Annotated in this window: 26 protein-coding genes; 15 read left to right on the forward strand and 11 right to left on the reverse strand. The window is 72.7% G+C overall.

The annotated features are described in order from the left end of the window. Positions 1 to 46 precede the first annotated feature (46 nt). Positions 47 to 706, reverse strand: coding sequence for an ArsR/SmtB family transcription factor (locus ACWENQ_RS24030; protein ID WP_452416238.1), 660 nt, complete (start codon positions 704 to 706; stop codon positions 47 to 49). Between the two features lie 59 nt (positions 707 to 765). Here ACWENQ_RS24030 and ACWENQ_RS24035 point away from each other — a divergent pair, with 59 nt between their 5' ends. The 7 genes from ACWENQ_RS24035 (at position 766) to ACWENQ_RS24065 (ending at position 6,951) form a co-directional block, all read left to right on the forward strand. Continuing rightward, positions 766 to 2,100, forward strand: coding sequence for a rhodanese-like domain-containing protein (locus tag ACWENQ_RS24035; RefSeq protein WP_452416240.1), 1,335 nt, complete (start codon positions 766 to 768; stop codon positions 2,098 to 2,100). Beyond that, the gene (locus tag ACWENQ_RS24040; RefSeq protein ID WP_354917549.1) at positions 2,097 to 3,317 is read left to right on the forward strand and encodes an MFS transporter; all 1,221 of its coding nucleotides are present in this window, start codon (positions 2,097 to 2,099) and stop codon (positions 3,315 to 3,317) included. The genes ACWENQ_RS24035 and ACWENQ_RS24040 overlap by 4 nt, the downstream gene beginning before the upstream one ends. Positions 3,318 to 3,415: 98 nt before the next feature. Next, positions 3,416 to 4,267: a universal stress protein gene (locus ACWENQ_RS24045; protein ID WP_452416241.1), complete on the forward strand. Its 852-nt coding sequence runs from the start codon at positions 3,416 to 3,418 to the stop codon at positions 4,265 to 4,267. Positions 4,268 to 4,411: 144 nt separating this feature from the next. Continuing rightward, on the forward strand, positions 4,412 to 5,119 hold the full coding sequence (locus tag ACWENQ_RS24050; RefSeq protein WP_449923828.1) for a hypothetical protein: 708 nt from the start codon (positions 4,412 to 4,414) through the stop codon (positions 5,117 to 5,119). Positions 5,120 to 5,270: 151 nt separating this feature from the next. Continuing rightward, positions 5,271 to 5,564 (forward strand): HAD family hydrolase, encoded by a 294-nt coding sequence (locus ACWENQ_RS24055; RefSeq protein ID WP_449923830.1) that lies wholly within the window; start codon positions 5,271 to 5,273, stop codon positions 5,562 to 5,564. A gap of 201 nt (positions 5,565 to 5,765) precedes the next feature. Next, on the forward strand, positions 5,766 to 6,413 hold the full coding sequence (locus ACWENQ_RS24060) for a helix-turn-helix domain-containing protein (protein WP_452416243.1): 648 nt from the start codon (positions 5,766 to 5,768) through the stop codon (positions 6,411 to 6,413). 100 nt (positions 6,414 to 6,513) lie between these two features. Next, positions 6,514 to 6,951: a pyridoxamine 5'-phosphate oxidase family protein gene (locus ACWENQ_RS24065; RefSeq protein WP_452416245.1), complete on the forward strand. Its 438-nt coding sequence runs from the start codon at positions 6,514 to 6,516 to the stop codon at positions 6,949 to 6,951. Between the two features lie 9 nt (positions 6,952 to 6,960). Here ACWENQ_RS24065 and ACWENQ_RS24070 read toward each other — a convergent pair whose 3' ends face one another. Next, entirely contained in the window at positions 6,961 to 7,323 is a 363-nt protein-coding gene (locus tag ACWENQ_RS24070; protein WP_452416246.1) for a hypothetical protein, read from the reverse strand. A 243-nt stretch (positions 7,324 to 7,566) separates the two neighbouring features. Between ACWENQ_RS24070 and ACWENQ_RS24075 the strand changes: the two genes are divergently transcribed. Both ACWENQ_RS24075 and ACWENQ_RS24080 read left to right on the forward strand, forming a co-directional pair. Then, the gene (locus tag ACWENQ_RS24075; RefSeq protein WP_449923840.1) at positions 7,567 to 7,719 is read left to right on the forward strand and encodes a hypothetical protein; all 153 of its coding nucleotides are present in this window, start codon (positions 7,567 to 7,569) and stop codon (positions 7,717 to 7,719) included. Between the two features lie 41 nt (positions 7,720 to 7,760). Next, positions 7,761 to 8,105 carry an STAS domain-containing protein gene (locus ACWENQ_RS24080; protein ID WP_449923843.1) on the forward strand — a complete coding sequence of 115 codons (345 nt, stop codon included), beginning with the start codon at positions 7,761 to 7,763 and terminating at the stop codon, positions 8,103 to 8,105. Positions 8,106 to 8,113: 8 nt separating this feature from the next. On the opposite strand, the gene ACWENQ_RS24085 is transcribed toward ACWENQ_RS24080, so the two are convergent. Beyond that, entirely contained in the window at positions 8,114 to 8,833 is a 720-nt protein-coding gene (locus tag ACWENQ_RS24085; protein WP_449923849.1) for a universal stress protein, read from the reverse strand. A 179-nt stretch (positions 8,834 to 9,012) separates the two neighbouring features. On the opposite strand from ACWENQ_RS24085, the gene ACWENQ_RS24090 reads away from it, so the two are divergent. From ACWENQ_RS24090 to ACWENQ_RS24100, 3 genes are all read left to right on the forward strand, one after another. Continuing rightward, positions 9,013 to 11,577: a bifunctional acetate--CoA ligase family protein/GNAT family N-acetyltransferase gene (locus ACWENQ_RS24090; protein ID WP_452416248.1), complete on the forward strand. Its 2,565-nt coding sequence runs from the start codon at positions 9,013 to 9,015 to the stop codon at positions 11,575 to 11,577. Positions 11,578 to 11,746: 169 nt separating this feature from the next. Further along, entirely contained in the window at positions 11,747 to 12,337 is a 591-nt protein-coding gene (locus ACWENQ_RS24095) for a CBS domain-containing protein (RefSeq protein WP_452416249.1), read from the forward strand. Further along, positions 12,334 to 13,023, forward strand: a complete 690-nt coding sequence (locus ACWENQ_RS24100) for a CBS domain-containing protein (protein ID WP_452416250.1) — start codon at positions 12,334 to 12,336, stop codon at positions 13,021 to 13,023. Before ACWENQ_RS24095 ends, ACWENQ_RS24100 begins: the two co-directional genes overlap by 4 nt. 114 nt (positions 13,024 to 13,137) lie before the next feature. Here the strand turns inward: ACWENQ_RS24100 and ACWENQ_RS24105 are convergent, their stop codons facing one another. From ACWENQ_RS24105 to ACWENQ_RS24115, 3 genes are all read right to left on the reverse strand, one after another. Next, a complete protein-coding gene (locus ACWENQ_RS24105) occupies positions 13,138 to 13,965 on the reverse strand; it encodes a Kae1-like domain-containing protein (protein ID WP_452416251.1) in 828 nt (275 codons plus the stop codon). Positions 13,966 to 14,034: 69 nt separating this feature from the next. Further along, on the reverse strand, positions 14,035 to 14,685 hold the full coding sequence (locus ACWENQ_RS24110) for a CBS domain-containing protein (RefSeq protein WP_449923862.1): 651 nt from the start codon (positions 14,683 to 14,685) through the stop codon (positions 14,035 to 14,037). Positions 14,686 to 14,694: 9 nt separating this feature from the next. Further along, entirely contained in the window at positions 14,695 to 17,043 is a 2,349-nt protein-coding gene (locus ACWENQ_RS24115; protein ID WP_452416253.1) for a phosphoketolase family protein, read from the reverse strand. Positions 17,044 to 17,122: 79 nt separating this feature from the next. Between ACWENQ_RS24115 and ACWENQ_RS24120 the strand changes: the two genes are divergently transcribed. After that, positions 17,123 to 17,350, forward strand: a complete 228-nt coding sequence (locus tag ACWENQ_RS24120; protein ID WP_452416255.1) for a winged helix-turn-helix domain-containing protein — start codon at positions 17,123 to 17,125, stop codon at positions 17,348 to 17,350. 108 nt (positions 17,351 to 17,458) lie between these two features. Here ACWENQ_RS24120 and ACWENQ_RS24125 read toward each other — a convergent pair whose 3' ends face one another. Further along, the gene (locus tag ACWENQ_RS24125; protein WP_452416257.1) at positions 17,459 to 18,304 is read right to left on the reverse strand and encodes a universal stress protein; all 846 of its coding nucleotides are present in this window, start codon (positions 18,302 to 18,304) and stop codon (positions 17,459 to 17,461) included. Positions 18,305 to 18,399: 95 nt separating this feature from the next. Here ACWENQ_RS24125 and ACWENQ_RS24130 point away from each other — a divergent pair, with 95 nt between their 5' ends. Then, positions 18,400 to 19,485, forward strand: a complete 1,086-nt coding sequence (locus ACWENQ_RS24130) for an acetate/propionate family kinase (protein WP_452416258.1) — start codon at positions 18,400 to 18,402, stop codon at positions 19,483 to 19,485. A gap of 8 nt (positions 19,486 to 19,493) precedes the next feature. Here the strand turns inward: ACWENQ_RS24130 and ACWENQ_RS24135 are convergent, their stop codons facing one another. Continuing rightward, positions 19,494 to 20,210, reverse strand: coding sequence for a DUF6544 family protein (locus ACWENQ_RS24135; RefSeq protein ID WP_452416259.1), 717 nt, complete (start codon positions 20,208 to 20,210; stop codon positions 19,494 to 19,496). 233 nt (positions 20,211 to 20,443) lie between these two features. On the opposite strand from ACWENQ_RS24135, the gene ACWENQ_RS24140 reads away from it, so the two are divergent. Then, positions 20,444 to 21,280 (forward strand): universal stress protein, encoded by an 837-nt coding sequence (locus tag ACWENQ_RS24140; protein ID WP_449923880.1) that lies wholly within the window; start codon positions 20,444 to 20,446, stop codon positions 21,278 to 21,280. A 63-nt stretch (positions 21,281 to 21,343) separates the two neighbouring features. On the opposite strand, the gene ACWENQ_RS24145 is transcribed toward ACWENQ_RS24140, so the two are convergent. The 3 genes from ACWENQ_RS24145 to ACWENQ_RS24155 form a co-directional block, all read right to left on the reverse strand. Beyond that, entirely contained in the window at positions 21,344 to 22,447 is a 1,104-nt protein-coding gene (locus ACWENQ_RS24145; protein WP_452416261.1) for a sulfite oxidase, read from the reverse strand. A gap of 97 nt (positions 22,448 to 22,544) precedes the next feature. Further along, positions 22,545 to 23,390, reverse strand: a complete 846-nt coding sequence (locus ACWENQ_RS24150) for a universal stress protein (protein WP_452416263.1) — start codon at positions 23,388 to 23,390, stop codon at positions 22,545 to 22,547. 102 nt (positions 23,391 to 23,492) lie between these two features. Continuing rightward, positions 23,493 to 24,607 (reverse strand): sensor histidine kinase (locus ACWENQ_RS24155; RefSeq protein WP_452416265.1); only part of this gene is annotated, 1,115 nt, incomplete at its 5' end.

Raw genomic sequence — 24,607 nt, forward strand, 5'->3', positions numbered from 1 at the left:
GCCGGCGTCGAGCCGGACACGCGTCTCGCGGCGGTCGCGGTCCCGCTCAGGAGGCCACCGGCAGCCCGGCGTTCCGCCATTCGGGCAGGCCGTCCTCGAGCGTCCTGGCGTCGTACCCGAACCCGCGAAGCCGGCGCACCGCGTCAGGGGCCATCACGCAGAAGCGTCCTCGGCAGTAGGCCACGATCGTCTTCTCCCGCGGCAGCTCGGACAGCCGGGTGGCGACCTGGTCGTGCGGGATCGACAGCGCGCCCGGGATGTGTCCCGCCGCGAACTCGGTCTCCGGGCGGACGTCGATGACGACGACCTCGCCCGTCTCCAGCATCTCGGCCAGCCGCGGACGGCTCACCGGCTCCAGGTCCCGATCATCTCCCAGGTACTCGCGCGCGGCGCGCTCGACGTCGGCCAGCGAGGAGGCCGCCAGGACCTTCATCGTCTCGACGAAGGCGTGGACCGAGTCGTCGGAGAGCCGGTAGAAGACGCGGGTGCCTGCCCGCCTGGTCTTCAGCAGGCCGGTCGAGTAGAGCACCTTGAGCTGCGCGGAGGTGTTGCTGAGCTTGAGGCCGCACGCCGTGGCCAGGTCCTCGACGCTTCGCTCCCCCTGCGCCAGCACGTCGATCAGCTCGAGACGCAGCGGGTTCGCCAAGGCTTTGCCCAGGCGGGCGAACTGCTCGTAGAGCTGGGACTTGCGTGCCCGGTCACCCATCCAAAGTCCTCCAAATAGTTTTGGAATATTGTAGCAATGAGACCCAGGGAGGAAACATCATGGGCTTCTCACCATCGCAGGTGATCCCGCTCGTCGACGAAGGGCTCGGCAACACCGCGTACCTGGTGGACCTGGGCGACGGGCGCGCCCTGACCGTGGACGTACCCAGGGACCTGCGGGCCGTGCACCGTACCGCCGGCCGGCTCGGCCTGACCGTCGCGTTCGCGGCCGACACCCATCTGCACGCCGACTATCTGTCCGGCTCGCTCCAGCTGGCCCACGACGCCGGGGCGACGGTGCTCGCCTCCGCCGCCGGCCGGCGGGACTTCCCGCACAGGCCACTGCGCGACGGGGACGAGGTCGACCTGGGCGGCTTGACGCTGCGCGCCCTGGCGACGCCGGGCCACACGGCGGAGCATCTGTCCTTCCTTCTCCTGGACGGCAACGCGCCGCTGGGCGTGTTCACCGGGGGGTCGCTGATCGTCGGCTCCGCCGCGCGGACGGACCTCGTCTCACCCGATCAGACCGAGGCGCTGACCCGGGCCCAGCACGCCTCCCTGCAACGGCTGAGCCGGCTGCCCGACGAGGCCGCCGTGTGGCCGACGCACGGCGCGGGCTCGTACTGCTCGGCGCCTCCCCGCGCCGAGCGCACCTCCACGATCGGCGACGAGAAGCGCGCCAACCCCTTGCTGCGGATCGCGGATCCGGAGGTCTTCGCGCGTCGGCTCGTCGAGGGGCTGGGCAGCTATCCGGCCTACTTCTCCCGGCTGCCGGAGATCAACCGGCGCGGCCCCGGCATCATCACCTCGCGCCCGTCGCTGCGCCCGATCGACCTCGGCACGGCGCTCGGCGCCAAGGCCATGGTCGTCGACGTGCGCCCCGTCCTGGACTTCGCCCGGGGCCACCTCGAGGGATCGGTCTCGATCCCGTTGCGCGCGCAGTTCGGCACCTGGCTCGGCTGGATCGTGCCCGCCACCCAGCCGTTCGTCGTCGTGCGCGGTCCCGAACAGGACCCGGAGGAGATCGTCTGGCAGTCCTTGAAGATCGGCCATGAGAACCTGATGGGCGAGGTCGTCGACGTCCCGCGCGGCGCGGCCGACACGATCGACGTCGTCGGCGCCGACCAGGTCGGTGACAGCCAGGTCCTGGACGTGCGCCAGGCCGCCGAGTTCCGCGACGGGCACCTTCCCGGCGCCCGCCATGTGGAGCTCGGCGCGCTGTCCGGCGCCGACATCGGCGACGAGCCGCTGGTGGTCATGTGCGGCCACGGTGAGCGGGCGGCGACGGCGGCGAGCCTGCTGCGCCGTACCGGGCATCGGCACGTGGCGATCCTTTCGGGCGGAGCGGACGACTGGGCGCGGATCACCCGCCTGCCCCTGGAGCGCGATCGATGAGCGGGACGACCCGGCTCGGGCTGCGCGCCAACCTCGCCCAGTTCGTCCTGCTGGTGGCCGTGAACGCGCTGGTCGGCGGCATGCTCGGGCAGGAGCGGACGGTCCTGCCGTTGCTGGCCGAGCAGGCGTTCGCCGTCCAGGCGTACACCGCGATCCTCACCTACATCGTCGCCTTCGGCACCACGAAGGCGGCGAGCAACTTCTTCGCCGGCACGCTCTCTGATCGCTTCGGCAGGAAGCCCGTCCTGGTCGCGGGCTGGCTGATCGGGCTGCCCGTCCCGCTCCTGCTGATCTGGGCGCCCGCGTGGGAGTGGGTCGTCGCCGCCAACGTGCTGCTCGGCGTCAACCAGGGGCTGACCTGGTCGACGACAGTGATCATGAAGATCGATCTCGTCGGCCCGCGGCGTCGCGGCCTGGCCATGGGGCTGAACGAGGCGGCCGGCTATGTCGCGGTCGCCCTCACCGCGCTCGTCACCGGCTACCTCGCCGAGCGGTACGGCCTGCGCCCGGCGCCCTTCCTGCTCGGGCTCGCCTACGCGGCCCTCGGCCTCGGCCTGTCCGCCCTTCTGGTGAAGGAGACGCACGGGCACGCGCGTCTCGAGGCGAGCCACGCCCACGGCCATGAGATGCGAACGTGGCAGATCTTCCTCACGACGAGCTTCAAGGACCCGTCCCTGTCGGCCGCCAGCCAGGCGGGACTGGTGAACAACCTCAACGACGGCCTGGCCTGGGGGCTGTTCCCCCTGCTGTTCGCCGCGGGCGGTCTCGGCCTGTCGCAGATCGGCGTGCTCACCGCCGTGCTGCCTGCCGTCTGGGGCGCCGGGCAGATGCTCACGGGCGCGCTGTCCGACCGCGTCGGCCGTAAGCACCTCATCACCGCCGGCATGCTCGTCCAGGCGCTGGCGCTGGGCATCGTCGCCTCGGTGAACGACTTCACCGGATGGCTGCTCGCCGTCGCGTTGATCGGCGCGGGCACCGCGATGGTGTACCCCACCCTGCTCGCCGCGGTGGGCGATGTCGCCCATCCCTCGTGGCGCGCCAGGTCCGTGGGCGTCTACCGGCTGTGGCGGGACGGGGGCTTCGCCGTGGGCGCCCTGCTCGCCGGGGTGCTCGCCGACCTGTACGGCGTCCGCGCGGCCGTCTGGGTGATCGCCGCCATCACGGCCGCCTCCGGCGTGGTGGTGGCGGTGCGCATGCGGGAGACCCTGCCACGGTGAGACGCCCAGAGTGAGGACCTTTGGCACTACCGCGTGACCGCCGCCGGGCCGTCTCATGGAGAAGGTCATCTTACGGACAGACGTGTCAGGGAGTCGTCATGATCGTGGTCGGTGTCGATGGTTCGCGCGCCGGTCTGGAGGCCGTGGCCTGGGCGGCGCGGGAGGCCGCGCTGCGCGGTGTGCCGCTGCGCGTGGCGCACGCCATCTACGCATGGGCGTGCGAGACCGACCATGGCCGCTACTCGGAGATCGCCCAGTGGATGCGCCAGGGCGCCGAGGCGGTGCTGGAGGCGGGTGCCGACCGGGCACGCCGGCTGGAGCCGACGCTGACGGTGGAGACGGCGATCCTGCCGGGCGACCCGCGGGAAGCGCTGATCCGTGAGGGCGCGCAGGCGGAGCTGCTCGTGGTGGGCAACCACGGGCTGAGCGCCGTGCGCGGGCTGCTGGTCGGCTCGGTCGCGTACGGCGTCGCGGGCCACGCCTCCTGCGATGTCGTGGTGGTGCGGGAGTCTCCCGCCGTGACCAACGGGGAGATCGTCGTCGGCATCGACGGCACCGCGCAGTCCGGACACGTGCTGGAGTTCGCCTTCGCGGAGGCGGCGCTGCGCCAGGCCGATCTGCGCGCCGTCCACGTCTGGAACCGGTACGAGACCGGCGGCGGCATCCAGCCCGTGCCGGGCGACTGGCGCGAGACCGAGCAGCACGAGTTCAGGCAGCTCAAGGAGGCGCTGGCGGGCTGGTGCGAGCACTACCCGGACGTCAAGGTGATCGAGGAGATCGTGCAGGGCCACCCGGTGGACGCGCTGCGGGCGGCGGCGCGAGCCGCCGATCTGCTGGTGGTCGGATCGCGTGGACGTGGCGGGCTGGCGGGAATGGCGCTCGGCTCGGTCAGCCACGCCATGCTGCATCACGCCCCGGGGCCGCTGGCGGTCATCCGTCAAACGCGGTGACCGGGGCCGCTCGGGGCTTCCGGCCTCGGGCCGTGCGGACCTGTGGGCGATCGGGAACCGGTGCGCCGGGACGGGCCCGACGGGTCGCGCGGGCGGCGGGTCCGGCCGGGCCTGTCGGGGTTCGGTACTGAAGGAGAGGCGGACATGAAGGTCAGGACGATCCTGCTCGCCGCCGCGGCGGCCGCCGTGCTCGCGGCCCGTCCGTGGCTGCGGCGCTGGGGAGCCACCATCGTCGAGGAGTACGCGCCGATGCCCGGTGACGACCTGGGTACGGCCGCGCCGCGCGCCACCAGGGCCGTGACGCTGCAGGCGCCGCCGAAGGCGGTGTGGCCTGAGCTGCTGCGGGTGACCGGATTCGCGGCGAGCGCCCGGCCCGAGCGGGAACCGGCGCGGGTGACCGGGTTCACGGCGGGCGCCCGGCCCGAGCCGGGGCTGATGCCGGTGACCGGGTTCGCGGCCGATTCCTTCCCCGAGCCGGAGGTCGGCGTGACGGTGCCCGGACGGCTGGCGCGGATCGGCTGCACCGTGGCCCGGGTCGAGCCGGGGCGGGCGCTGGTGCTCACCCGTGACACCGGCGGCACCACGGTCATCCGCTCGGCCGTGCTGCGCGACCTCGGCGACGGCCGTACCAGGCTGATCGCCCGCACGTCCCTGCGGACGGCGGCGGGCGCGACCGGGTGGCTGTCCGGCCTCCGGGCCAAGGCGGCGGACCTGGTGACGACGTCCGGGCAGCTCCTGCTGATCAGCAGGCGCGCGGGCCGATCGGAACACCGTGCCGCCGGCGGCGACAGGGCCGGAGGTTCCCTCGCGACGGGTCCAACGCCCGTGTGCGGACCGCCGGCGCGCACGTAGCGTCGTGCCATGGCCGTCATCGACCTCACCAGGATCCGCGCTGCCGTCTTCGACACCGACGGGGTCGTCACCGACACCGCGCGCCTGCACGCGGCGGCGTGGAAGCACGTCTTCGACGGCTTCCTGCGCGGACGTTCCGCGCCCTTCCGCCGTGCTTCTGCGGGAGCTGCGGCGGCGCGGCTGCCTCACCGCCGTCGTCTCCGCGAGCCGGCACGGCAGGGCCGTGGTCACGTCCGCGGGTCTGATGCACCTGTTCGACGTGGTGGTCGACGGCGAGGACCTCGCCAGGTTCGCGCTGCCCGGCAAGCCGGATCCCGCCATGTTCCTGCGGGCGGCGAAACTCCTCCACGTGCCCGCGGCGCAGGCCGCGGCACCGCGCGCGGCCGGGGCACGCCCTCGGCCACCGGTCCCGGCCGAGGAACCGCTGTTCAACCCCGCGGGTTAGGCTATGAGGCGAAGCCGGAGCTGATCCCGCGGACCAGCCACCACGACGTGGAGCGGACCGGCCACGGCTCGACTCGAGCGCCGTGGTGCCCGCCCGGGGTGCTCGCCTGATCGACCGGGCCGCCACGGGGAGCCGGGGCCGACGGCCACGTGCCTTCTTCGTGGCGCACGCCGTACCTTCACCTTCCGACAAGGAGTGGCCATGACCGCGGGAAGCGACCTCGGACGCCGCATCGCACACCACCGCGAACGCCTCGGGCTCAGCTACGAACAGCTCGCCGACCGGACGATGCTGACGGCCGGCTACCTCCGCTACCTGGAGGAGTCCGCAGGCACACCCACGAGGGAGACGCTCATCCGCCTGGCCGAAGCCCTCGGGACCAGCGTGGACGAGCTGCTCGGCGGCGGCACGGACCGCCCGCCGGGGAAGGGCCCGGCGACGGCCCGTCCGACGGTGGAGGTCCTGGACGAGGAGGAGTGCAAGCGGCTCATCGCGCCGGGCGGCATCGGCCGCGTCGCCTTCAGCGGGCTGCGCGGGCCCACCGTGCTGCCGGTGAACTACCAGTTCGTGGACGACTCGGTGATCTTCAGAACCCGGTACGGCGGGCCGATGGACGAGGACCTGCGCACCGGGCTCGAAGGGGTGGACATCAAGATCGGCTTCGAGGTGGACAGGATCGACGAGGCCAGGCGCGAGGGATGGAGCGTGCTCATCCAGGGAGCCGCCCACCACCTCAGCCCCGACCAGGTCCCGCAGGTCGACGTGACGCCGTGGGCCGGCGGCGAGCGGGATCTCTACATCCGCGTCGTCCCGGCGCAGATCACCGGGCGGCGCATCCACGCGCTCTGAACGGCCTCGGCCCCACGGAAGGCTCAATGCCCGTGACGCCCGGAAGGTCGGGACTTTCGCCTCTGCACCGGCCGGCGCCCCAGCGGCCAGGCTGGATGTCATGCAGACAGACGACTCCGGCCTTCAAGTCCTCTCCACGGAGGAGTGTCTCGAGCTGCTGGCGTCGGCCGACATCGGGCGCATCGTCTTCACCGACCACGCGCTGCCGGCGGTGCAGCCGGTCAACTTCTACCTCGACGACGCCTCCATCGTGATCAGGACCAACCTCGGGTCGAAGCTGGCGGCGGCCACCAGGCAGGCCGTGGTGGCATTCGAGGCCGACGAGTTCGACAGCGGCACGCACACCGGCTGGTCGGTCACCGCGGTGGGGCGGGCGCGGGCCGTACAGGACGACGACGAGCGGGCTCGGCTTTCGCGGCTGCCGCTCCGCCCCTGGACGCCGGGAGACAGGAGCCACTTCATCGTGGTCCGCATCGAACAGGTGTCGGGGCGCAGGATCATCGCGGAGCCGGCGGGCGCGGCGAACGCCCACTCGTGACAGCCGGGACTACGGGGCCATCGCGTTGCGCACCCTGGCGCCGAGCCACAGCGCCATGGTGGCGACGAAGAGCGCCGCGAGGGCCAGCTCGCTGGCGGTGACCAGCACCATGGCGGTCGACACGAGCGCGACGACTCCCAGCACGCGGGCCAGGACCGTGTAGAACAGCGTGGCGGGCGAGCGGGGCCTGGCGTCGCGGTCGACCCTGCCCAGCGCGCAGCCCCCGACCAGGCCCACCAGCACGATCGTCGCGGCGGCCCCGCCCACGGTGCGGACCACGGGCACCTGCGCCCCGCAGAGAAAGGCGGCGTAGACGGCCACGTTCGCCCCGGCCAGCACTGTGGCTCCGGCGTCTTTCCAGGTCAACCCCATGCTCTTGCCCACCTCCCGCTCCGCAACGACATTCTCAGGGCGAGTCCGGGGGCGGTAGGGCCATAAGACCTCTTCCCTCCGAACCCGCACCACTGGCACCTGCGCGAACCCTCCCGACAGGTCGGCCGGCGGACGTCGAGGGACTTTCGGCCCTGCCGTTCATGTCACCGAGCCAGCACGCTTGAACGAGGGGGGCAGGAAAACCCTGTGACGCCCGACACGCACCCGAGAGGCCACCACGCCATGGCACGATCGATCGGCACCTACGCCGCCAGCCCGTTCGAAGCGGAGCTGGCCGCCCTGAGAAGACGCGTGAGAACGCTGGAGGAGCAGGTGGAGACGCTCAGACGTGAGCTGGAAACCGCCGCCCTCCAGCGGAACCTGACCGGTTCCTGATGTGGCCGGCGTCCCACGAGCGCACGCCGCCGAGGACTCAGATGAGGACCGACCCCGCCGGGCAGCACCGGCGGCACGCCCCGTTCGAGCTGTCGTACCGGCCTGACGGCGGGAGCACGACGGTCACCTGCCGTGGCGAGGTGGACATCGCCACGGCGGGCCGGCTGGAGGGCCTGCTGGCCGACGTGCTGAGCCGGTCACGTCCCGACGTCGTCCTCGATCTGCACGACGTCACCTTCCTGGACGCCAGCGGGCTGACCGCGCTGATCCGCGGCGATGACCGGGCGCGCGGCGTGGGTGGCCGCCTGCGACTGGCCAACGTTCCCGGCCACGTCGCGCGGATCATCCGGATCACCGGTCTCGACCGGCGCTTCGACACCGGGTAACCGGCCGCTCACGACGTGGCCTCTCGCGTCACCGGGACGACGGCGACCGGGCAGCGGGCGTCGCGCAGCAGCGTGCCGGCGAGACGGCCGAGCTCTCCACGCCGGGGCCGGCCCACCACCAGCAGGCTGGCGTCCCGCGGCGTCTCGGTCCCGGTGTGCGCCGGGACCTCGGGGTATCGCTCCCGCCATGTCGCGGGAAGCGGTGCGAGGGCGAGCACGGACAGCCGCTGCAGCGACGCCTCCCTGAAGGCGAACTCCAGGACGGCCTCCTCGGCCTCGGTCGCCACGACGGGGCCGGGATGCGCGATCGACGGCAGCGGGCCCGGACCGCGGACCACGACGACGGGACAGCTCGCGTACGTCGCCACCTGGGTGGCCACCGAGCCCAGGACGGCGAGCGGGAGCCCGCCCAGGCCGCGCGAGCCGACGACGACCAGGTCGGCCTCGCCGGACAGCGTGACGAGCCGCTCAGCCGCCTTCCCCTCGTACAGGTCGGTCTCGACCTTGCCGACCGAGCTGACGTGCCTGGCGCAGTCGGCGCCGTGCCACAGCACGTGCTCGGCGGCCTTGCGCAGGTGGAGCTTGGCCTCCTCGTCGGCCTCGCCGTACGGCCACTGCCAGGCGTGGGCGACGGTGAGCGGCAGCCTGCGCAGCTCGGCCTCGTCCATGGCCCAGTCCAGGGCCTGCATGGAGTAGTCGGACCCGTCATAGCCCACGACGACGTTCATGGCCGTGCCCTCACTCTGTGCGTCATACCGCCAGCCTCGTCGTCGCCGGGCCCCGGCGACTAGGGACTTTCGCCCCCTGCGCGCAGGTACTCCGGCACTCCCGGCCGGCTCCGGCCTGCGGAAGTGTCGTCAGCGGGAGGTGCGCCACGCACCATGCCGAGCCCTGGGAGAGGTTCACGATGACTGACGGTTATGACGTGCTGCTGCGTGACGGCGACATCGCCCATGTGCGCCCGCTCGCGCCCTCCGACCGGCAGGCGTTGCACGAGCTGGTCGACCGGTCCTCCCCGCGCTCGGCCTACCTGCGATTCTTCTCCAGCGGCCGGACCACGGCCCACGCCTACATGGACACGGTCACCGACGACGGCTACGGCGGCCACGCGCTGGTGGCGACCCTGCGGGGGCGGCTGGTGGCGGTGGTCGAGTGCATTCCTCTCACCGACGGCCTCGCCGACCTGGCCATCCTGATCGACGACGCCGCCCAGGGCAACGGGCTGGGCACGCTGCTCCTGGAGCACGCCGCCCTCGACGCCGCCGACCACGGTGTCAAGGAGCTGAGCGCGGAGGTCCTGTCGGAGAACGTGCGGATGCTGCGGGTCCTGAACGACCTCGGGCTCGACGTCAGGCGGCACGTCGACGGCAGCGTCACGCAGATCCGCATCTCCCTCGCGCCGACCGGCAGGCTGGCGGCCACCATCGAGGCGCGGGACCACGCCGCCGAGCGCGCCTCGATCACCCGGGTGCTCGAACCCCGTTCGGTGGCGGTGATCGGCGCCAGCCGTGATCCCCGCGCGATCGGGCGCCGCGTGCTGGACAACCTGGTCAAGGGCGGCTTCGAAGGACCGGTCTACCCGGTCAATCCGCGAGACCCCGGCTGCTACCCCAGCGTGCTGGCCATCCCGGGCGAGGTGGACGTGGCCGTCGTGGCCGTACCCGCGGCGCGCGTGCCGGAGGTCGCCCGCGAGTGTGCGGAGGCCCAGGTCGCCGGGCTGGTGGTGCTGACCGCGGGCTTCGCCGAGAGCGGCGACCGCGAGGCCGAGCAGGACCTGCTGAAGGTCTGCCGTACGGCGGGCATGCGCCTGATCGGCCCCAACTGCCTGGGCATCGCGAACACCGCCATCGGCCTGCACGCCACCTTCATGGACCGCCGGCCAGAGAAGGGACCCGTGGGCCTGATGTCGCAGTCGGGCGCGATCGGCGCGGCCCTGCTGGACCAGCTCGGCGTCTCGACCTTCGTCTCGGTCGGCAACAAGGCGGACGTGAGCGGTAACGACCTGCTGGAGTACTGGGCCGACGACGCCGCCACCTCGGTGATCGCGCTGTACCTGGAGTCGTTCGGCAACCCGCGCAGGTTCACCCGCATCGCCCGCAGGGTGTCGGCCGCCAAGCCGATCCTGCTGGTCAAGAGCGGCCGGTCCGACTCGGGCGGCAGGGCGGTGCGCTCGCACACCGCGGCCGCCGCCACCCCGGACATCGCGGTCGACGCCCTGGTCCGCGCCTCCGGCGTCATCCGGCTCGACACGCTGCAGGACCTGGTCGACACCGCCAGGCTGCTGTCCCACCAGCCGCTGCCGCGGGGCAGGCGCGTGGCGATCGTCGGCAACAGCGGCGGCCCCGAGGCCATGGCGGCCGACGCCTGCGAGCGGTACGGGCTGGTCGTCCCCGAGCTGCCGGCCGGGCTGGTGGACGGACCGCCGGCCGCCGCGCTGGGCAATCCCGTGGATCTCACCGCCGAGGCGAGCGCGCGGCAGCTCGGCGCGGCCGTGGCGGCCCTGGCGACCAGCCCCGAGGTGGACGCCGTTCTCGTCGTCTACACCCCTCCCTTCGGATCCGGCCTGGAGGCCACCCGCGAGGCCATCGCGGCCGCCACCCGATCAGCGACCAACACCGTCCTGGCCTGTGTCATGGGGCACGGCGGGCTGATCGACGGGCGCGTGCCCGCCTACGCCTTCCCCGAGCAGGCCCTGGCCGCGCTCGCCCACGCCGTTCACTACGCCGAGTGGAAGCCCGAACCGGTCGGCGAGCTGCCGGCCGCCGACGTCGAGACCGCCCGGAAGATCGTGCGCGGCGAGCCCGAGGGGTGGCTCTCCCCCGCGGCCGCCGCCCGGCTGCTCGGCTGCTACGGCATCAGCGTGTGCGAGTCGCTGCCCGCCGACGGTCCGCAGGCCGCCGCCGATGCGGCCGGCCGAACCGGCCTGCCCGCCGTGCTCAAGGCCGTGGGGCCGGTGCACAAGAGCGACGCCGGCGGCGTCCGGCTGAACCTGCGGACCCGGCAGGAGGTACGGCAGGCCTACCTCGAGATGGCCGCCACCGTCGAGGGCATGACCGGCGCGATCGTCCAGCGCCAGCTGCCGGCCGGAGTGGAGATCATCGTCGGCGGCGTCAGCTATCCCGCGTTCGGGCCGCTGGTCATGGTGGGCATGGGCGGGATCGCCGCCGACCTGCTGGCCGACCGCGCCTTCAGGGTGCCGCCGCTGAGCGCGGCCGCGGCTGCGGAGCTGGTCGGCGAGCTGCGCTGCGCGCCCCTCCTGTACGGCTACCGCGGCGCCGCGCCGGTGGACGTCGCCGCCCTGACCGACCAGATCGCCCGCGTGAGCCGGCTGCTGGACGACCTGCCCGAGGTGGCCGAGCTCGACCTCAACCCGGTCATCGTGACCGAGCGGGGCGCGGCCACGGTCGACGCCCGGATCAGGCTGGCCCCGCCCGAGGACCGGCCCTCGCCGTTGCGCCGCCGCCTGCGCTGACCAACGGCGGACACGCAGGGACTTCGGACCCTACAGCACCCGCCCTTCCGGGCCTGGGATGGAGATGGGGAGGAGCCATCATGCGCACCAGAGTGAACGACATGGTCGACGCGGTCGACGACCTGGGCTCGGCCGAGGACGACAGCCCTGCCTGGGGTGGCCGGTAGCCATGTTCGTCCGCGAGGTCATGACCGGTCCCGTGGTCACCGTCCGCCGCACCGACCTGGTGCGGCGGGCCATCCGTCTCCTCCACGGGCACGACATCACCGCCGCTCCCGTCGTCGACGAGGCGGGCCGGGTGATCGGCATCGTCAGCGAGCTGGATCTGCTTCGCGGCGAGTTCGACCCCGACCCGCGAGCGCACGCCCTGCCCGTCCACGGGTCGGCCGAGCCCCCGCCGTCGACCGTCGGCGAGGTGATGACCGGCAAGGTGATCACCGTCACGGAGAACACGGACGTCACCACCGCCATCGAGCTCATGGTCGGCCAGCGGGTCAAGAGCCTGCCGGTGATCCGCGGCGACGCGCTGGTCGGCATCGTCAGCAGGCGCGACCTGATGGCGCTGCTCGCCCGCCCCGACTCGATGCTGCGCGACGACGTGCTCGCGGCGCTGCGGGAGCAGTACCCTCGGTACCCCGGCGACGGGGTGAACGTCCAGGACGGCATCGCCGAACTGGCCGGACCCGCCGACGACGTCGCCGACGTGATCGCCAGAACCGTCCCCGGCATCGTCCGGGTCACCCGCAGGAGCGCGCCATGAGGGCCACCGTCCAGGACGTGATGACCACCGGCGTCGCCGCCGTCGAAGCCGACGCCCCCTTCCATGTGATCGCCGAGCTGCTCATCGCGCGGGGCGTCAGCGGCGTCCCGGTCGTCGACGACACCGGCCATGTGCTCGGCGTCGTGTCGGAGGCCGATCTGCTGTGCAAGCAGGAGTTCAAGGAGCGCTACTACGGCGACGTCTACCGGCCGCCGCTGCGCGCACGGCTGCGCCACCGCACGGGCACCCCACGCAAGGCGACCGGCGAGACCGCCCGCGAGCTGATGACCTCTCCCGCGGTCGTCACGACACCCGGATCCTCCGTGGTGAGCGCCGCCCGGCTGATGGACGCCCGCGGGGTCAAGCGGCTGCCCGTCGTGGACGCCGACGGCCGGCTCGTCGGCGTCGTCAGCCGGCGCGACCTGCTCAAGGTGTTCGTCCGCCGGGACGAGGACATCAGGGCCGAGGTCGTCAGGGCGCTGGGGGCGCGCACCGCGGCGCGGGTCGACGTCGTCGTCGAGCAGGGCGTGGTCACGATGACCGGCACGACCGGCACGCTCAGCGAGGCGCTCCTCGCGGTTCGCGACGCCGAGAACGTCGAAGGCGTGGTCGCCGTCCACGACCAGGTGACGTGGGGGCGCGACGACGTCGGGGCGGCCGACCTGCCGACATGGGACGGCGCCTGACCAGCGGCGCCTGACCAGCGGCGCCTGACCAGCGGCGCCTGACCAGCGGCGCCTGACCGGCGGCGTCTGGCCGGCGGACCCCAGAGACAACGAACGCCTGCTGGGCGGCGTCAGTCAGGACCAGGACGCTGACCGGGCGGCGGCGATCGCGGCCTGGCCGAAGCTGATCCCGCCGTCGTTGACCGGGATCCGCTCGCCGAAGAACGGGTCGAAGCCCGCCGGCTCCAGGCGGGCCAGCAGGGTCCGCAGGGTCGCGACGCCGTCGTACACCCACAGCCCGGCCCTGCAGTCGAGCCGCCAGGCGAGCGGCTCGGCCGTACCGGTGGCGCACTGTTCGAGCCTGAGGGCGGCCTCGCCCTCGAAGGTGGTGATGTCGCAGAGGCCGAGCAGCGCCGCGGCGGCGGCGAAGAGGTGACCCACGCTCGAGGAGACCGGGCATCTGGCGTTGCGCGCGATGAGGTTCCTGACGATCGCCGCGTCAGTGGCCAGGTCGCCCGGCACCGGCGCAGGGCTGGCGGTCTCTCCGCCGATGAGATAGCCGAGCGCCATGCGGGCGGGCCGGCGGACGGCCGCCACGCCGCCGGGCATCGGCGCGTGCGAGAAGCGGCCCAGCCGCCGGTATCCGGTGTAGTGGGCCAGCAGCAGCTCGCCGCCCCAGAACGTGCCGTCGTCGCCGAGCCCGACTCCGTCGTAGGCGAGGCCGAGGAAGGGACCGGGCAGCCCGTGCTCGGCCGCGACCGCGGCGACGTGCGCGTGGTGGTGCTGGACGGCGACGCGGCGCGGCCACCGCTGGGCCAGCCTGGTGGACACGTATCCGGGATGCAGATCGTGCGCGGCCAGTTCGGGTTCGATGCCGTGGACGTCGCGCAGCCACGTCAGCTTCCTGTCGAAGGCGTCCAGCGTCGCGTCGTCCTCCAGGTCGCCGAGATGCGGGCCGAGCACGGGACCGGCGCCTCCCACTCGGTGGTGTCCGCCGTGCCGACGGCGTTCCTGGTGCTCACCGGGGACCTCTCACATCAGGGGCGGGACGAGGTAGAGGTCGTCGCGCGGGAAGGTCAGCTCGGGGACCACGTCCACGACGCCTTCCAGCCGCCTGATCTGCTCGACGAGCGCGATGGCCTGCGAAGCGCGTTCGACGTGGCCGCCGACCGTGACGACCCCCTTGTGGACGGTGATCGTGAAACCGGCGCCGATCAGCTGCCTGACCTCCGCCTCCAGCTCTTCGGCCGGGCGGATGAAGACGCGCAGCACGTCGGCCTCGTGGAGGGTGCCGACCATGCGCCCGGTGACCGCGTCGATCACGGGCAGCTGCCTGATGCGGCTGTCGTGCATCATCCTGGCGGCGTCCTTGACGAGGGTGCCGGGGGTGACGGTGATCGCGGGCGTGGTCATCAGCTCGGTGGCGGTCCTGCCCGCGGCCTTCTTGTGCTCGGCCCGGGTCGTGGCGCTCTCGAAGATGGAGGTGGGGTGCCGTACCGTGTCGATCTCCTTCAGGAGCAGGTCGTCCTGCGAGACGACGCCCACCGGGCGGCGGTCGGCGTCGATGACGGTGACCGCTCCCACGGCGTAACGCTTCATCGCCGCCACGATGTCGGCGAACGTCGCGCTCTCCAGCACGGCGATGGCGACACGGCCCATGACGTCCTGGACTTGAATGGCCATGGTTTCCTCCTAGGGTCGGCTACCAGCCTGCTCGTCCGCGGTCCGCGGCGGCAGCGGCGAACGTCCCGCCAGGCCAGGCCTTAGGTCCCGGATCTCGGGCGGGTCCTCGCCGTGCTCGCGGGTGTAGGCGCGGGCGCGCAGCCTCGCCTCGGCCATCTCCTGGCGCAGGTGCGCCTGGGCGGTGCCGAGGCCCTCGACGCGGTCGATGACGTCCATGACCAGGTGGTAGCGGTCGATGTCGTTGAGCATGGCCATGTCGAACGGCGTGGTCGTGGTGCCTTCCTCCTTGTAGCCGCGCACGTGCATATGGGCGTGCCCGTGCCGCCGGTAGGTGAGCCGGTGGATCAGCCACGGGTAGCCGTGGAAGTTGAAGATCACCGGCCGGTCGGTGGTGAACAGCGCGTCGAACTCGGCGTCCGACATGCCGTGCGGATGCTCCGACGGCTGCTGCAGCCGCATCAGGTCGACGACGTTGACCACCCGCACCTTCAGCCGCGGCAGCCGTTCCCGGAGGATCGCCGCCGCGGCCAGCGTCTCCATCGTCGGCACGTCGCCCGCGCAGGCCAGCACCACGTCCGGTTCGGCCCCGGCGTCGGTGGAGGCCCACGGCAGGATGCCGAGACCGCGGGTGCAGTGGACGATCGCCTCCTCCATGGTGAACAGGTCCAGCACCGGCTGCTTGCCGGCGACGACCACGTTGACGTAGTCGCGCGAGCGCAGGCAGTGGTCGGCGACCGACAGCAGCGTGTTGGCGTCCGGCGGCAGATACACCCGCACCACGTCGGCCTTCTTGTTGACCACCACGTCCAGGAACCCCGGATCCTGGTGGGAGAAACCGTTGTGGTCCTGCCGCCACACGTGCGACGACAGCAGGTAGTTCAGCGACGCCACCGGCCGCCGCCACGGGATCCGCCTGGCCGTCTGCAGCCACTTGGCGTGCTGGTTGAACATCGCGTCCACGATGTGGATGAACGCCTCGTAGCAGGTGAACAGGCCATGCCTGCCGGTCAGCAGATAGCCCTCCAGCCAGCCCTGGCACAGGTGCTCGCTCAGCACCTCCATGACACGCCCGTCGGGGGCCAGATGGTCGTCGCCGGGCAGCAGGATGGCGTTCCATGCCCGGTTCGTGGTCTCGAAGACGGCCGACAGCCGGTTGGAGGCGGTCTCGTCCGGGCCCATCAGCCGGAAGGTGCGCGGGTTGCGGGCGATGACGTCGCGCAGGAAACCGCCGAGGACGCGGGTGGGCTCGCTGGTCCGCGTGGCGGGCTCGGCCACCTCCACCGCGTAGTCCCTGAAGTCGGGCAGGCGCAGCGGGGTGAGGAGCTCGCCGCCGTTGGCGTGCGGGCTGGCGCTCATCCTGCGCTCTCCGCGCGGGACGGTCGCCAGCACCTCCGGCATCGGCCGTCCTTCGGAGTCGAACAGCTCCTCGGGCCGGTAGGAGCGCATCCACTCCTCCAGCAGCGCCAGGTGCTCGGGGTTCTCGCGCACCTGGGCGAGCGGCACCTGGTGGGCGCGCCAGGTGCCTTCGACCTGGACGCCGTCCACGACGGCGGGTCCCGTCCAGCCCTTCGGCGTCCGCAGCACGATCATCGGTGGCCTGCCGGCCTGCCCGTCCCTGAAGTCGCGGATCTGGTCGAAGACCACGTCGAGCGTCGCGGCCATCTCCTCGTGGGACGGGCCGACGACGTGCGGGCGGTAGCCGTACCCCTCCATGAGCTTCAGCAGCTCAGCCTCGGGGATCCGGGACAGCACCGTCGGGTTGGCGATCTTGTAGCCGTTCAGGTGCAGGATCGGCAGCACCACACCGTCCCGCGCCGGGTCGAGGAACTTGCCCGAGTGCCAGCTGGCCGCCAGCGGGCCGGTCTCCGCCTCACCGTCCCCCACCACGCAGGCGACGACGAGGTCCGGGTTGTCGAAGGCGGCGCCGTAGGCGTGCGCCAGGGAGTAACCGAGCTCGCCGCCCTCGTGAATCGAGCCGGGCGTCTCCGGCGCGACGTGGCTGGGGACGCCGCCGGGGAAGGAGAACTGGCGGAACAGCCTGCGCATCCCCGCCTCGTCCTGCGAGACGTCCGGATACCGCTCGCTGTAGGAGCCCTCCAGCCAGGCGTGCGCCACCGCCGCCGGCCCCCCGTGCCCCGGGCCCACGACATAGATCATCTCCTGGTCACGCTCGGCGATGATCCGGTTGAGATGGGCGAAACAGAAGTTCAGCCCCGGTGTGGTCCCCCAGTGACCCAGCAGCCGGGGCTTGACGTGCTCCGGCCTCAACGGCTCCCGCAGCAGCGGGTTGTCCAGCAGGTAGATCTGCCCGACGGAAAGGTAGTTCGCCGCACGCCAGTAGGCGTCGATGTCCTTCATACCCGCCACACTCGTCCGCCCGCCGCCGCGCGGATAGGGACCTTGGTCCTCAACCGCGAGGCATCTACGTGAATGAGAGTTGCTCGCCGCCGCAGACCGGGCCGACTTCCGCTTTCTCAAGGAGACGATCGAGGTCAGCGGCTCCCTGCTGTCCAAGCACGTGCTCGTCCTCGAGGAGGCGGGCTACGTGAAGGTGTCCAAGGGCTTCGTGGGAAAGCGGCCCCGCACCTCGCTGTCCCTCACCGACGAGGGCAGGGCCGCGTTCGCCACCTACACCGCCGTCCTACGGAGGATCACCGGTGCCTGAACCCACCGCCGGCCACGACGCCCACAACATCATGAAGCAAGCCGTCTGATCGACGCCGGCACCCCCGTGAAGCGCTGAGCTTCACGGAGGCCGCCCTGCCGGGGGCTCTCAGGCGGTGCGGACGACGGCGACCGGGCAGGTGGCGTGGTGCAGCACGCCCCTGCTGACCGAGCCGAGCAGCGCCCGCTCCACGGGGTTCCTGCCGTGGCTGCCGACGACCACCAGATCGGCCTGTGCCGACGCCTCGGTGAGCGCCTGCACCGGGTGCGCCTGCCTGACGTCCTCGACGACCTCGACCTCCGGGTGGTTCGCCCGGCAGGCGGCGATCGTCTCGGCGACGACCTTCAGCTGCCGCTCCCTGATCTCGTCCAGGTCGTAGACGAGCCCGGGAGAGTAGACGTGCACCGGCAGCTCCCACGCGTGCAGCGCGCGCAGCCTGCTGCCGCGCAGCTTCGCCTGCTCGAACGCGTAGGCGAGCGCCGGCTCGCCGCCCGGCGCGTCGTCCACGCCCACCACGATCTCGCCCCGCGCCGGCTCCGGAGCATCGCGTACCACGACCACGGGGCAGGGCGAGTGACCGGCCACGTGCATGCTGACCGAGCCGAGCAGCATGCCCGTGAAACCGCCCAGGCCCCTGCTGCCGACCACGACCTCGGCCGCCTCGCCCGCGGCCTCGACCAGGACGGCCGAGGGAGAGCCCTGGACCAGCCGCGTGTCCACCGTCACCTCGGGCCGGCGCGCCCGTACGACCGCCTCGGCCTCGGCCAGCAGCTTCTCCCCCGCCTGGATCAGGGTGTCCGGCCACTCCTGCGCCGGGAACGCCGCGATCTGGTACGGCCAGCGGTCCACCGCGTACACGATCCGCAGCGGTACGCCCAGGCGCAGCGCGTCGTCGGCGCCCCACTCCACGGCGGCCTTCGCCGCGGCCGAACCGTCGAACCCAGCAATGATCATGGCTCCTCCTTCGTCTTCCCCATCGCACCGCCGAAGCCTCCGCCGTGACAGAGGCGAAGGTCCTCGAACAGGGAGGACCGAAGTAGGGTGATCCAGTGATCAGCGTCCTGGTGCTCAACACCGGCTCCTCGTCCTTGAAGTACGAGGTCATCGATGTCGAGAAGGGGACCCGGCTGAGGCGCGGGCTGACCGAGAACGTCGACGACCACGGGGCGGCGGTCTCGGCCATGCTGGAGTCCCTGGAGGACGTCAGGCCCAGGGCCGTCGGTCACCGCGTGGTGCACGGCGGCACCAGGTTCCGCGAGCCCGTCCTGGTCGACGAGCGGGTGGCGGCGGCGATCGAGGAGCTCACCCCCCTCGCGCCGCTGCACAATCCCGCCAACCTCACCGGCATCCGCCTCGTCGCCGCCGCCTATCCCGGGGTGCCGCAGGTGGCCGTCTTCGACACCGCCTTCCACCACACGCTGCCGGCCGAGGCGCACACCTACGCCGTCCCCCGCGACTGGGGCGTGCGGCGCTTCGGGTTCCACGGCACGTCCTGCGCCTACGTCTCACGCGAGGCGGCCCGGCTGCTCGGCCGGCCGCTCGACGAGGTCAACCTGATCGTGCTGCACCTGGGCAACGGCGCCAGCGCCACGGCCGTCGCGGGCGGGCGCAGCGTCGACACCTCGATGGGGCTGACGCCGCTGGAAGGCCTGGTGATGGGCACCCGCTCGGGCGACGTCGACCCCGCGCTGCCCGGCTACCTGTCCCGGGTCGCGGGCATGGACGTGCGCGACGTCGAGGACGCCCTCAGCCGCGACAGCGGCCTGCTGGCGCTGGCCGGAGCCGGTGACATGCGCCGCGTACGGCAGGCGGCCGACGAGGGCGATCCGGCCGCCGTGCTGGCCCGCCGGGTGTACGCCTATCGCATCCGCAAGTACGTCGGCGCCTACTACGCCGTCCTCGGCCGGGTCGACGCGATCGTCTTCACCGGCGGGATCGGCGAGCACGACGACGGCACGCGCGCGGCCGCGCTGTCCGGCCTGGACCGCCTCGGGATCGCCGTCTCACCGGAGCGCAACCAGGCCGGCGAGACCTTCGTCTCCCCGCCGGAGGCCGACGTGGCGGTCGTGGTCGTGCCCACCGACGAGGAGTGGGAGATCGCCCGCCAGGTGATCGACGTGGTGGGCCGGGCCTGAGCCGGCGCTCAGCGGAAGATCGCCTGGTCCACGACGAACCAGATGAAGTCCTCGTCCTCCCATGAGGATCGCAGCTCGCCCGGGATCGTGAAGCCGCCGGACGTCGTCTCGGCCGCGCACGTGGCGGTGAACCTCTCGTAGCGATCCTCGTGCCAGCGGGAGAGGTGGACCGACTCCAGACGGCCGTCGGGCGCGACGGTGAGGGTCACGTCGTGGTCGTGGACGCGTGCGACGACCCGCCGCTCGTCGACCGGCTTCCACAGCACCGCGGGGTCGAGCGCGACGGCGGGCACCATGACGAACTCGGCCGCCAGCCTGCCGAGCGCGCTGCGGGCCACGCCGGGGCCGTCGTCCGACATCACCGGGAAGAGGCCGAGCAGCCGCCACCGCATCTGCGCCGACCCGTCGAGGTAGCGGTCGAAGCCGGTCACCAGGTGGGTGCCGGCCGCCCAGACGTAGCCGGTCAGCGGGGCGAGCGCCTGCCGGGCGTGGAAGTCGCGCCAGGAGGTGCCGAGTTTGATCGCGCCGTGGCTGCCGAGCACGACGGAGGTCCGCAGGGGCGTGCCCGGCCGTACGGCGCGGGTGAGCCAGCGCCTGGCGGGGTCGGGGAGCGCGTGCGCCTCGGCGGGGTCGAACGGGCGCGGCTCGGGCGTCGGGGTCTGCAGGACGGCCCAGTCGTGTCTGGCCCGGTCGGTCAGGCCCGGCGGGGCCACGACGACGCTCATGACGGGTCCGCCACGGGCGGCACAGCGCGGTCTTCGGTCATGGCTCCATGGCACCGCGCGGACGGTGGCGCGGCTGGGGGCGAAGGTCCCCGATGGGCAGGACTTTCGTCCCGCCCGCGGGGTGCCGGGGCCGGACGCGGGGCCGGTGCCGTTGGTCCGCGCGGGTAGGGCCCTTCGACCCTGCCCTTCTCTCCCGAACGGTCGCACCGTGGAGAAGGAAAGGAGGGCGTGACATGACCGAGCAGATCGTTGTCGGGACGGACGGCTCGCCGGACGCGGCCGTCGCGGTCGCATGGGCGGCCGAGGACGCCGAGCGCAAGGGGGCTCGGCTGCATGTCGTCCATGTCGTCGACTACGCCCGCTACAGCACGCCTCGTTTCTCGTCCATGAACCTGCAGGACGAACTGACGAAGGCCGGCCAGGCACTGCTGGAGCACACCGCCAGGGACGTGCGCGACAACCGGCCCGGCCTGGCGGTGACGACCCAGCTGGCCGTCGGGCATCCCGTGGCCGAGCTGAGCGTCCTGTCCAAGGACGCGGCCGAGCTGGTGGTGGGCACCCGCGGGCTGAACGCCCTCGCGGGCGCCGTCCTCGGTTCGGTGAGCCTGGGAGTCGTCAGCCATGCGCGGGGCGTGGTGGTCGTGGCGCGCGAGGCGTCGCCGGCCGGCGACGAGGTCGTGGTGGGGGTGGACGCCTCGGAGGCCAGCAGGCCCGCGCTGGCGCACGCCTTCACCGAGGCCGCGCGGCGCCGCGTGCCGCTGCGCGTCGTGCACGCGTGGCAGGTCCCCGTCCACTTCATCTCCTTCGACAGGGACGCGGCGCTGCAGGCCCAGACCCGCGCCCTGCGTGACCTGGTCGCCCCGTGGCGCGCGGAACGGCCCGACGTGAAGGTGATCGAGGACCTGGTGTGCGCTCCGCCGATCATCGCCCTGGTCACCGCCGCCAAACGGGCCGGCTTGCTCGTGGTGGGCAGCAGGGGCCGCGGTGGCGTGAAGTCCGCCGCGCTGCTCGGCTCAGTGAGCCACGGCGTCCTGCACCGCGCGCGCTGCCCGGTGGCCGTGGCCCGGTGATCTCGTGGCCCGGTGATCTCGCGGTCCGGCGATCTCCCTGGTGGGGTGGTCCGCGGGCGGCCGTCACCGCACGAGGACCGGGACCCGCTGCACCTGGTTGTTGGCCATGCCCTGGCGGTTCCACGGCTGCTCGACCGGCTGGACGTCGCCGGCGGCGTCGCGCGCCCTGACGCACAGCTCGTGGCGTCCCGGCTCCTGCGCGTGCCACGTCCACCGCCAGGCCCGCCAGGCGTACCGGCCGGGTTGCGGATCCAGCTCGGCCGCCGACCAGGTCGCCCCGCCGTCGGCGCTGACCTCGACCCGCGTCACCGCTCCCCGCCCCGACCAGGCCCGGCCGATCAGCTCGTGGACGCCGCGGTCGACGACGCGCTCGCGGGTCTGGAAGTCGGGAAAGCCGGGAGGCCGCATGAGCGCACGCGGCCTGATCCTGGTCACCGGCTCGCCCACGTCGTCCGGTCCCTGCTTGATCCGGTACGCCGTGGCGTTCTGGAAGCCCTGGAACGGCGTGTCGAGCACCGAGACGCGCACGAGCCATTTCACCTGGGCCATGCCGTACCAGCCGGGCACCAGCAGGCGGAGCGGAGCGCCGTGCTGCGGCGGCAGCGGCTGCCCGTTCATCGTGTGCACCAGCAGCACGTCCTCGCGCAGCGCCTCGGCCAGCGGCAGGCCGCGCGTGTAGTCCTGCTCGACGCCGCGTTCGACGCCGTGGTCGGCGCCGGTGAACGCCACGTCGGCGCCGCCGTCCCGGATGCCCGCCTCGCGCAGCAGCGGCGCCAGCGGGGTGCCGGTCCACTCGGCCGTGCCGACCGCCTCGTCCAGCCAGGGCTGGCTGATCGGCCGGGGGTCGAGCCGGGCCCGGCCGTTGCCGGCGCACTCCATGGTGACGCGCTGGGTGACCTGCGGCCTGGCCTGGAGCTCGGCGAGGTCGAGGGTCAGCGGGTGCCGGACGTGGCCGTCGATCCGCAGCCGCCACTCACCGGGGTCGAGGTACGGGATGTCGTAGTGGATCAGCAGGTAGTGCAGGCCCACCGGGGTGACGTCGTAGCGCAGCGCCTCCAGCGGCATGCCGTGGTTGCGCGCCGCGAGCCGGAGTTCGTCCAGCGAGATGCCCTCGCCGGGATCCGCCACTCGCGCGGGCGGGCTCACCGATGTGTCGACAGTGGCCATGTCCACCACCCCTTGTCCCGTGCTACCCCCTCGGGCAAGCGGGTGTCCAGCTCCCGGACGGCAAATTCCCGGTCGACCGCGATCGGCCCGGGCGCCGTCAGCCGGTGGGCTCCTTGCGCGGGCGGACCACCGCGACGGGGCAGTGGGCGTGGTGGAGCAGGCCGTGGCTGACCGAGCCGAGCACGGCGGAGGCGAGCCCGCCCATTCCCCGGGACCCGACCACGACCAGGGCGGCCGTCCGGGAGGCGTCGACCAGCGCGGCGACCGGATGCTCGCACAGGAACGACTCCTTGACCTCGATGTGGCCGTGCTCGTCCCGCCACCGCGCCACCCGCTTGCGCACCAGGTCGGCGGTGTCCTCGGCCACCCGGTCCGCGATGTCGCCGTAGCCGGTCGCGTACGGCGCGGTGACCGGCATCTGCCAGGCGTGCACGGTGTGCAGCCGGACGCCCCGCGCGAGCGTCTGCTCGAGCGCGTAGTCCAGGGCCGCCTCGGAGTGCTCCGACCCGTCGATGCCCACCACGACCTCGCCGTGCTCCGGCCGTTCCGGCTCGCGCACGATGACGACCGGCACGTCCGCGTGCCCGGCGACGGCGAGCCCGACCGAGCCCAGCAGCAGCGCGCCGAACCCGCCGAGCCCTCTGCTGCCCAGCACGATCGACTCGGCGGCGGCGGCCTCGCCCAGGAGCGTCTCGACGACGTGTCCGGGCAGCAGCTCCGTCGTCACCCGCACGCCGGGAGCGGCCAGGCGCGCCCGCTCGGCGTCGGCCGCCATCGACTCCTGGCACGACACTGTCTGCTCCGGTACGCCCCAGCGTTCGCACACGTGGACGATCCTCAGTGCGCGCTTCCTGCGGCCCGCGTCGGCCGCGGCCCACTCGACCGCTCTCGACGCCGGCTGGGATCCGTCCGTCCCTGCGACGATCGTCTTCGCGTTCGTCATGGCAGCCTCCTTCTCCTCCCCTCAGCCTGGCAACCGCGTGGCCAGGCGGGAGGAGGCGGAGGTCCCCGAAGCGGGTGACCTTCGACCCCTGGGAGCGGGCGGCTACAGCGGCACGCTCCAGTGGATGCGGGTGCCGCCCGTGGCCGGCGAGCCGACCTCCATGACGCCACCGCACCGGGCGGCCCGCTCCTCGAGGTTGCGCAGCCCGCTACGCCTGCCCTTCTCCTGGATGCCGACCCCGTTGTCCTCGACGACAAGGGTCAGCGTGTCGTCGGCGACGATCACGCCGACGTCCGCCCTGGTGGCCTTGGCGTGCCGTACCACGTTGGACAGGGTCTCGCGCAGGACGGCGAGCAGGTGCTCGGCCACCTGCTCGGGAATCTGGTGATCCACCTGGCCTTCCATCCGCAAGCCCGGCATGAAGCCGAGGTGGCCGCGGGCGTCCTCGACCATCTCGACGATCTGGGCGCGGAGGCTGGGCGCCTCCGGCCCCCTGGAGACCTGGAGGGCGAAGATGGTCGAGCGGATCTGCCGGATCGTCTCGTCCAGGTCGTCGACCGCCTGCTGGACGCGCGCCGCCGCCTCCGGCCGCTCGACCATCCGCAACCCGCCCATCAGGGTCATGGCCGTGGCGAACAGCCGCTGGATGACCACGTCGTGCAGGTCCTTGGCGATGCGGTCACGGTCCTCCAGCAGGCGCAGCCGTTCGGCGTCCCTGCGGGTCTCGGCCAGTTCGAGCGCGATGGCCGCCTGTCCGGAGAAGGCCATCATCATCGCCAGGTCACCGCGGGCGAACGGCAGCCGTCCTGGCCGTTTGACCATGGCGATGACGCCCCGCAAGGACTGCGGCGCGCCGAGCGGCACGACGAGCGCCGGGCCCGCGCCCAGCCGGCTGAGCGGCGACTCCGCCGGCAGGTGCCAGCTGATCTCGATCAACGGCTCGCCGGTGGTGAAGACATGGCCGGTGACGCTGCCGTCCACGGGAACCGAGGAGACGCGGAGATCTTCGGCCTGCCGGCCTTCGGCGACCTCGATCGTCAGGTTCTGCCCGGCGTCGTCGGGCAGCATGACCAGGACGTCGTCGGCGTCGGTCATCGCCTTGGCGCTCGACGCCAGCATGCTGAGCACGTCGTGCGAGGCGGCTCCCGACAGCAGGCTGGTGGTGATCTCCGAGGAGGCCTGCAACCACGTCTCCCTGCGCCGCGTCTCCTCGTACA

The organism is Nonomuraea sp. NPDC004354 (genome assembly GCF_053602555.1).

What these genes read in the sequence shown, in the direction of transcription:
- ACWENQ_RS24030 (WP_452416238.1), bottom strand. Translation starts at nt 706, where the DNA reads ATGGGTGACCGGGCACGCAAGTCCCAGCTCTACGAGCAGTTCGCCCGC.
- ACWENQ_RS24035 (WP_452416240.1), top strand. Translation starts at nt 766, where the DNA reads ATGGGCTTCTCACCATCGCAGGTGATCCCGCTCGTCGACGAAGGGCTC.
- ACWENQ_RS24040 (WP_354917549.1), top strand. Translation starts at nt 2,097, where the DNA reads ATGAGCGGGACGACCCGGCTCGGGCTGCGCGCCAACCTCGCCCAGTTC.
- ACWENQ_RS24045 (WP_452416241.1), top strand. Translation starts at nt 3,416, where the DNA reads ATGATCGTGGTCGGTGTCGATGGTTCGCGCGCCGGTCTGGAGGCCGTG.
- ACWENQ_RS24050 (WP_449923828.1), top strand. Translation starts at nt 4,412, where the DNA reads ATGAAGGTCAGGACGATCCTGCTCGCCGCCGCGGCGGCCGCCGTGCTC.
- ACWENQ_RS24060 (WP_452416243.1), top strand. Translation starts at nt 5,766, where the DNA reads ATGACCGCGGGAAGCGACCTCGGACGCCGCATCGCACACCACCGCGAA.
- ACWENQ_RS24065 (WP_452416245.1), top strand. Translation starts at nt 6,514, where the DNA reads ATGCAGACAGACGACTCCGGCCTTCAAGTCCTCTCCACGGAGGAGTGT.
- ACWENQ_RS24070 (WP_452416246.1), bottom strand. Translation starts at nt 7,323, where the DNA reads ATGGGGTTGACCTGGAAAGACGCCGGAGCCACAGTGCTGGCCGGGGCG.
- ACWENQ_RS24075 (WP_449923840.1), top strand. Translation starts at nt 7,567, where the DNA reads ATGGCACGATCGATCGGCACCTACGCCGCCAGCCCGTTCGAAGCGGAG.
- ACWENQ_RS24080 (WP_449923843.1), top strand. Translation starts at nt 7,761, where the DNA reads ATGAGGACCGACCCCGCCGGGCAGCACCGGCGGCACGCCCCGTTCGAG.
- ACWENQ_RS24085 (WP_449923849.1), bottom strand. Translation starts at nt 8,833, where the DNA reads ATGAACGTCGTCGTGGGCTATGACGGGTCCGACTACTCCATGCAGGCC.
- ACWENQ_RS24090 (WP_452416248.1), top strand. Translation starts at nt 9,013, where the DNA reads ATGACTGACGGTTATGACGTGCTGCTGCGTGACGGCGACATCGCCCAT.
- ACWENQ_RS24095 (WP_452416249.1), top strand. Translation starts at nt 11,747, where the DNA reads ATGTTCGTCCGCGAGGTCATGACCGGTCCCGTGGTCACCGTCCGCCGC.
- ACWENQ_RS24100 (WP_452416250.1), top strand. Translation starts at nt 12,334, where the DNA reads ATGAGGGCCACCGTCCAGGACGTGATGACCACCGGCGTCGCCGCCGTC.
- ACWENQ_RS24110 (WP_449923862.1), bottom strand. Translation starts at nt 14,685, where the DNA reads ATGGCCATTCAAGTCCAGGACGTCATGGGCCGTGTCGCCATCGCCGTG.
- ACWENQ_RS24115 (WP_452416253.1), bottom strand. Translation starts at nt 17,043, where the DNA reads ATGAAGGACATCGACGCCTACTGGCGTGCGGCGAACTACCTTTCCGTC.
- ACWENQ_RS24125 (WP_452416257.1), bottom strand. Translation starts at nt 18,304, where the DNA reads ATGATCATTGCTGGGTTCGACGGTTCGGCCGCGGCGAAGGCCGCCGTG.
- ACWENQ_RS24135 (WP_452416259.1), bottom strand. Translation starts at nt 20,210, where the DNA reads ATGAGCGTCGTCGTGGCCCCGCCGGGCCTGACCGACCGGGCCAGACAC.
- ACWENQ_RS24140 (WP_449923880.1), top strand. Translation starts at nt 20,444, where the DNA reads ATGACCGAGCAGATCGTTGTCGGGACGGACGGCTCGCCGGACGCGGCC.
- ACWENQ_RS24145 (WP_452416261.1), bottom strand. Translation starts at nt 22,447, where the DNA reads ATGGCCACTGTCGACACATCGGTGAGCCCGCCCGCGCGAGTGGCGGAT.
- ACWENQ_RS24150 (WP_452416263.1), bottom strand. Translation starts at nt 23,390, where the DNA reads ATGACGAACGCGAAGACGATCGTCGCAGGGACGGACGGATCCCAGCCG.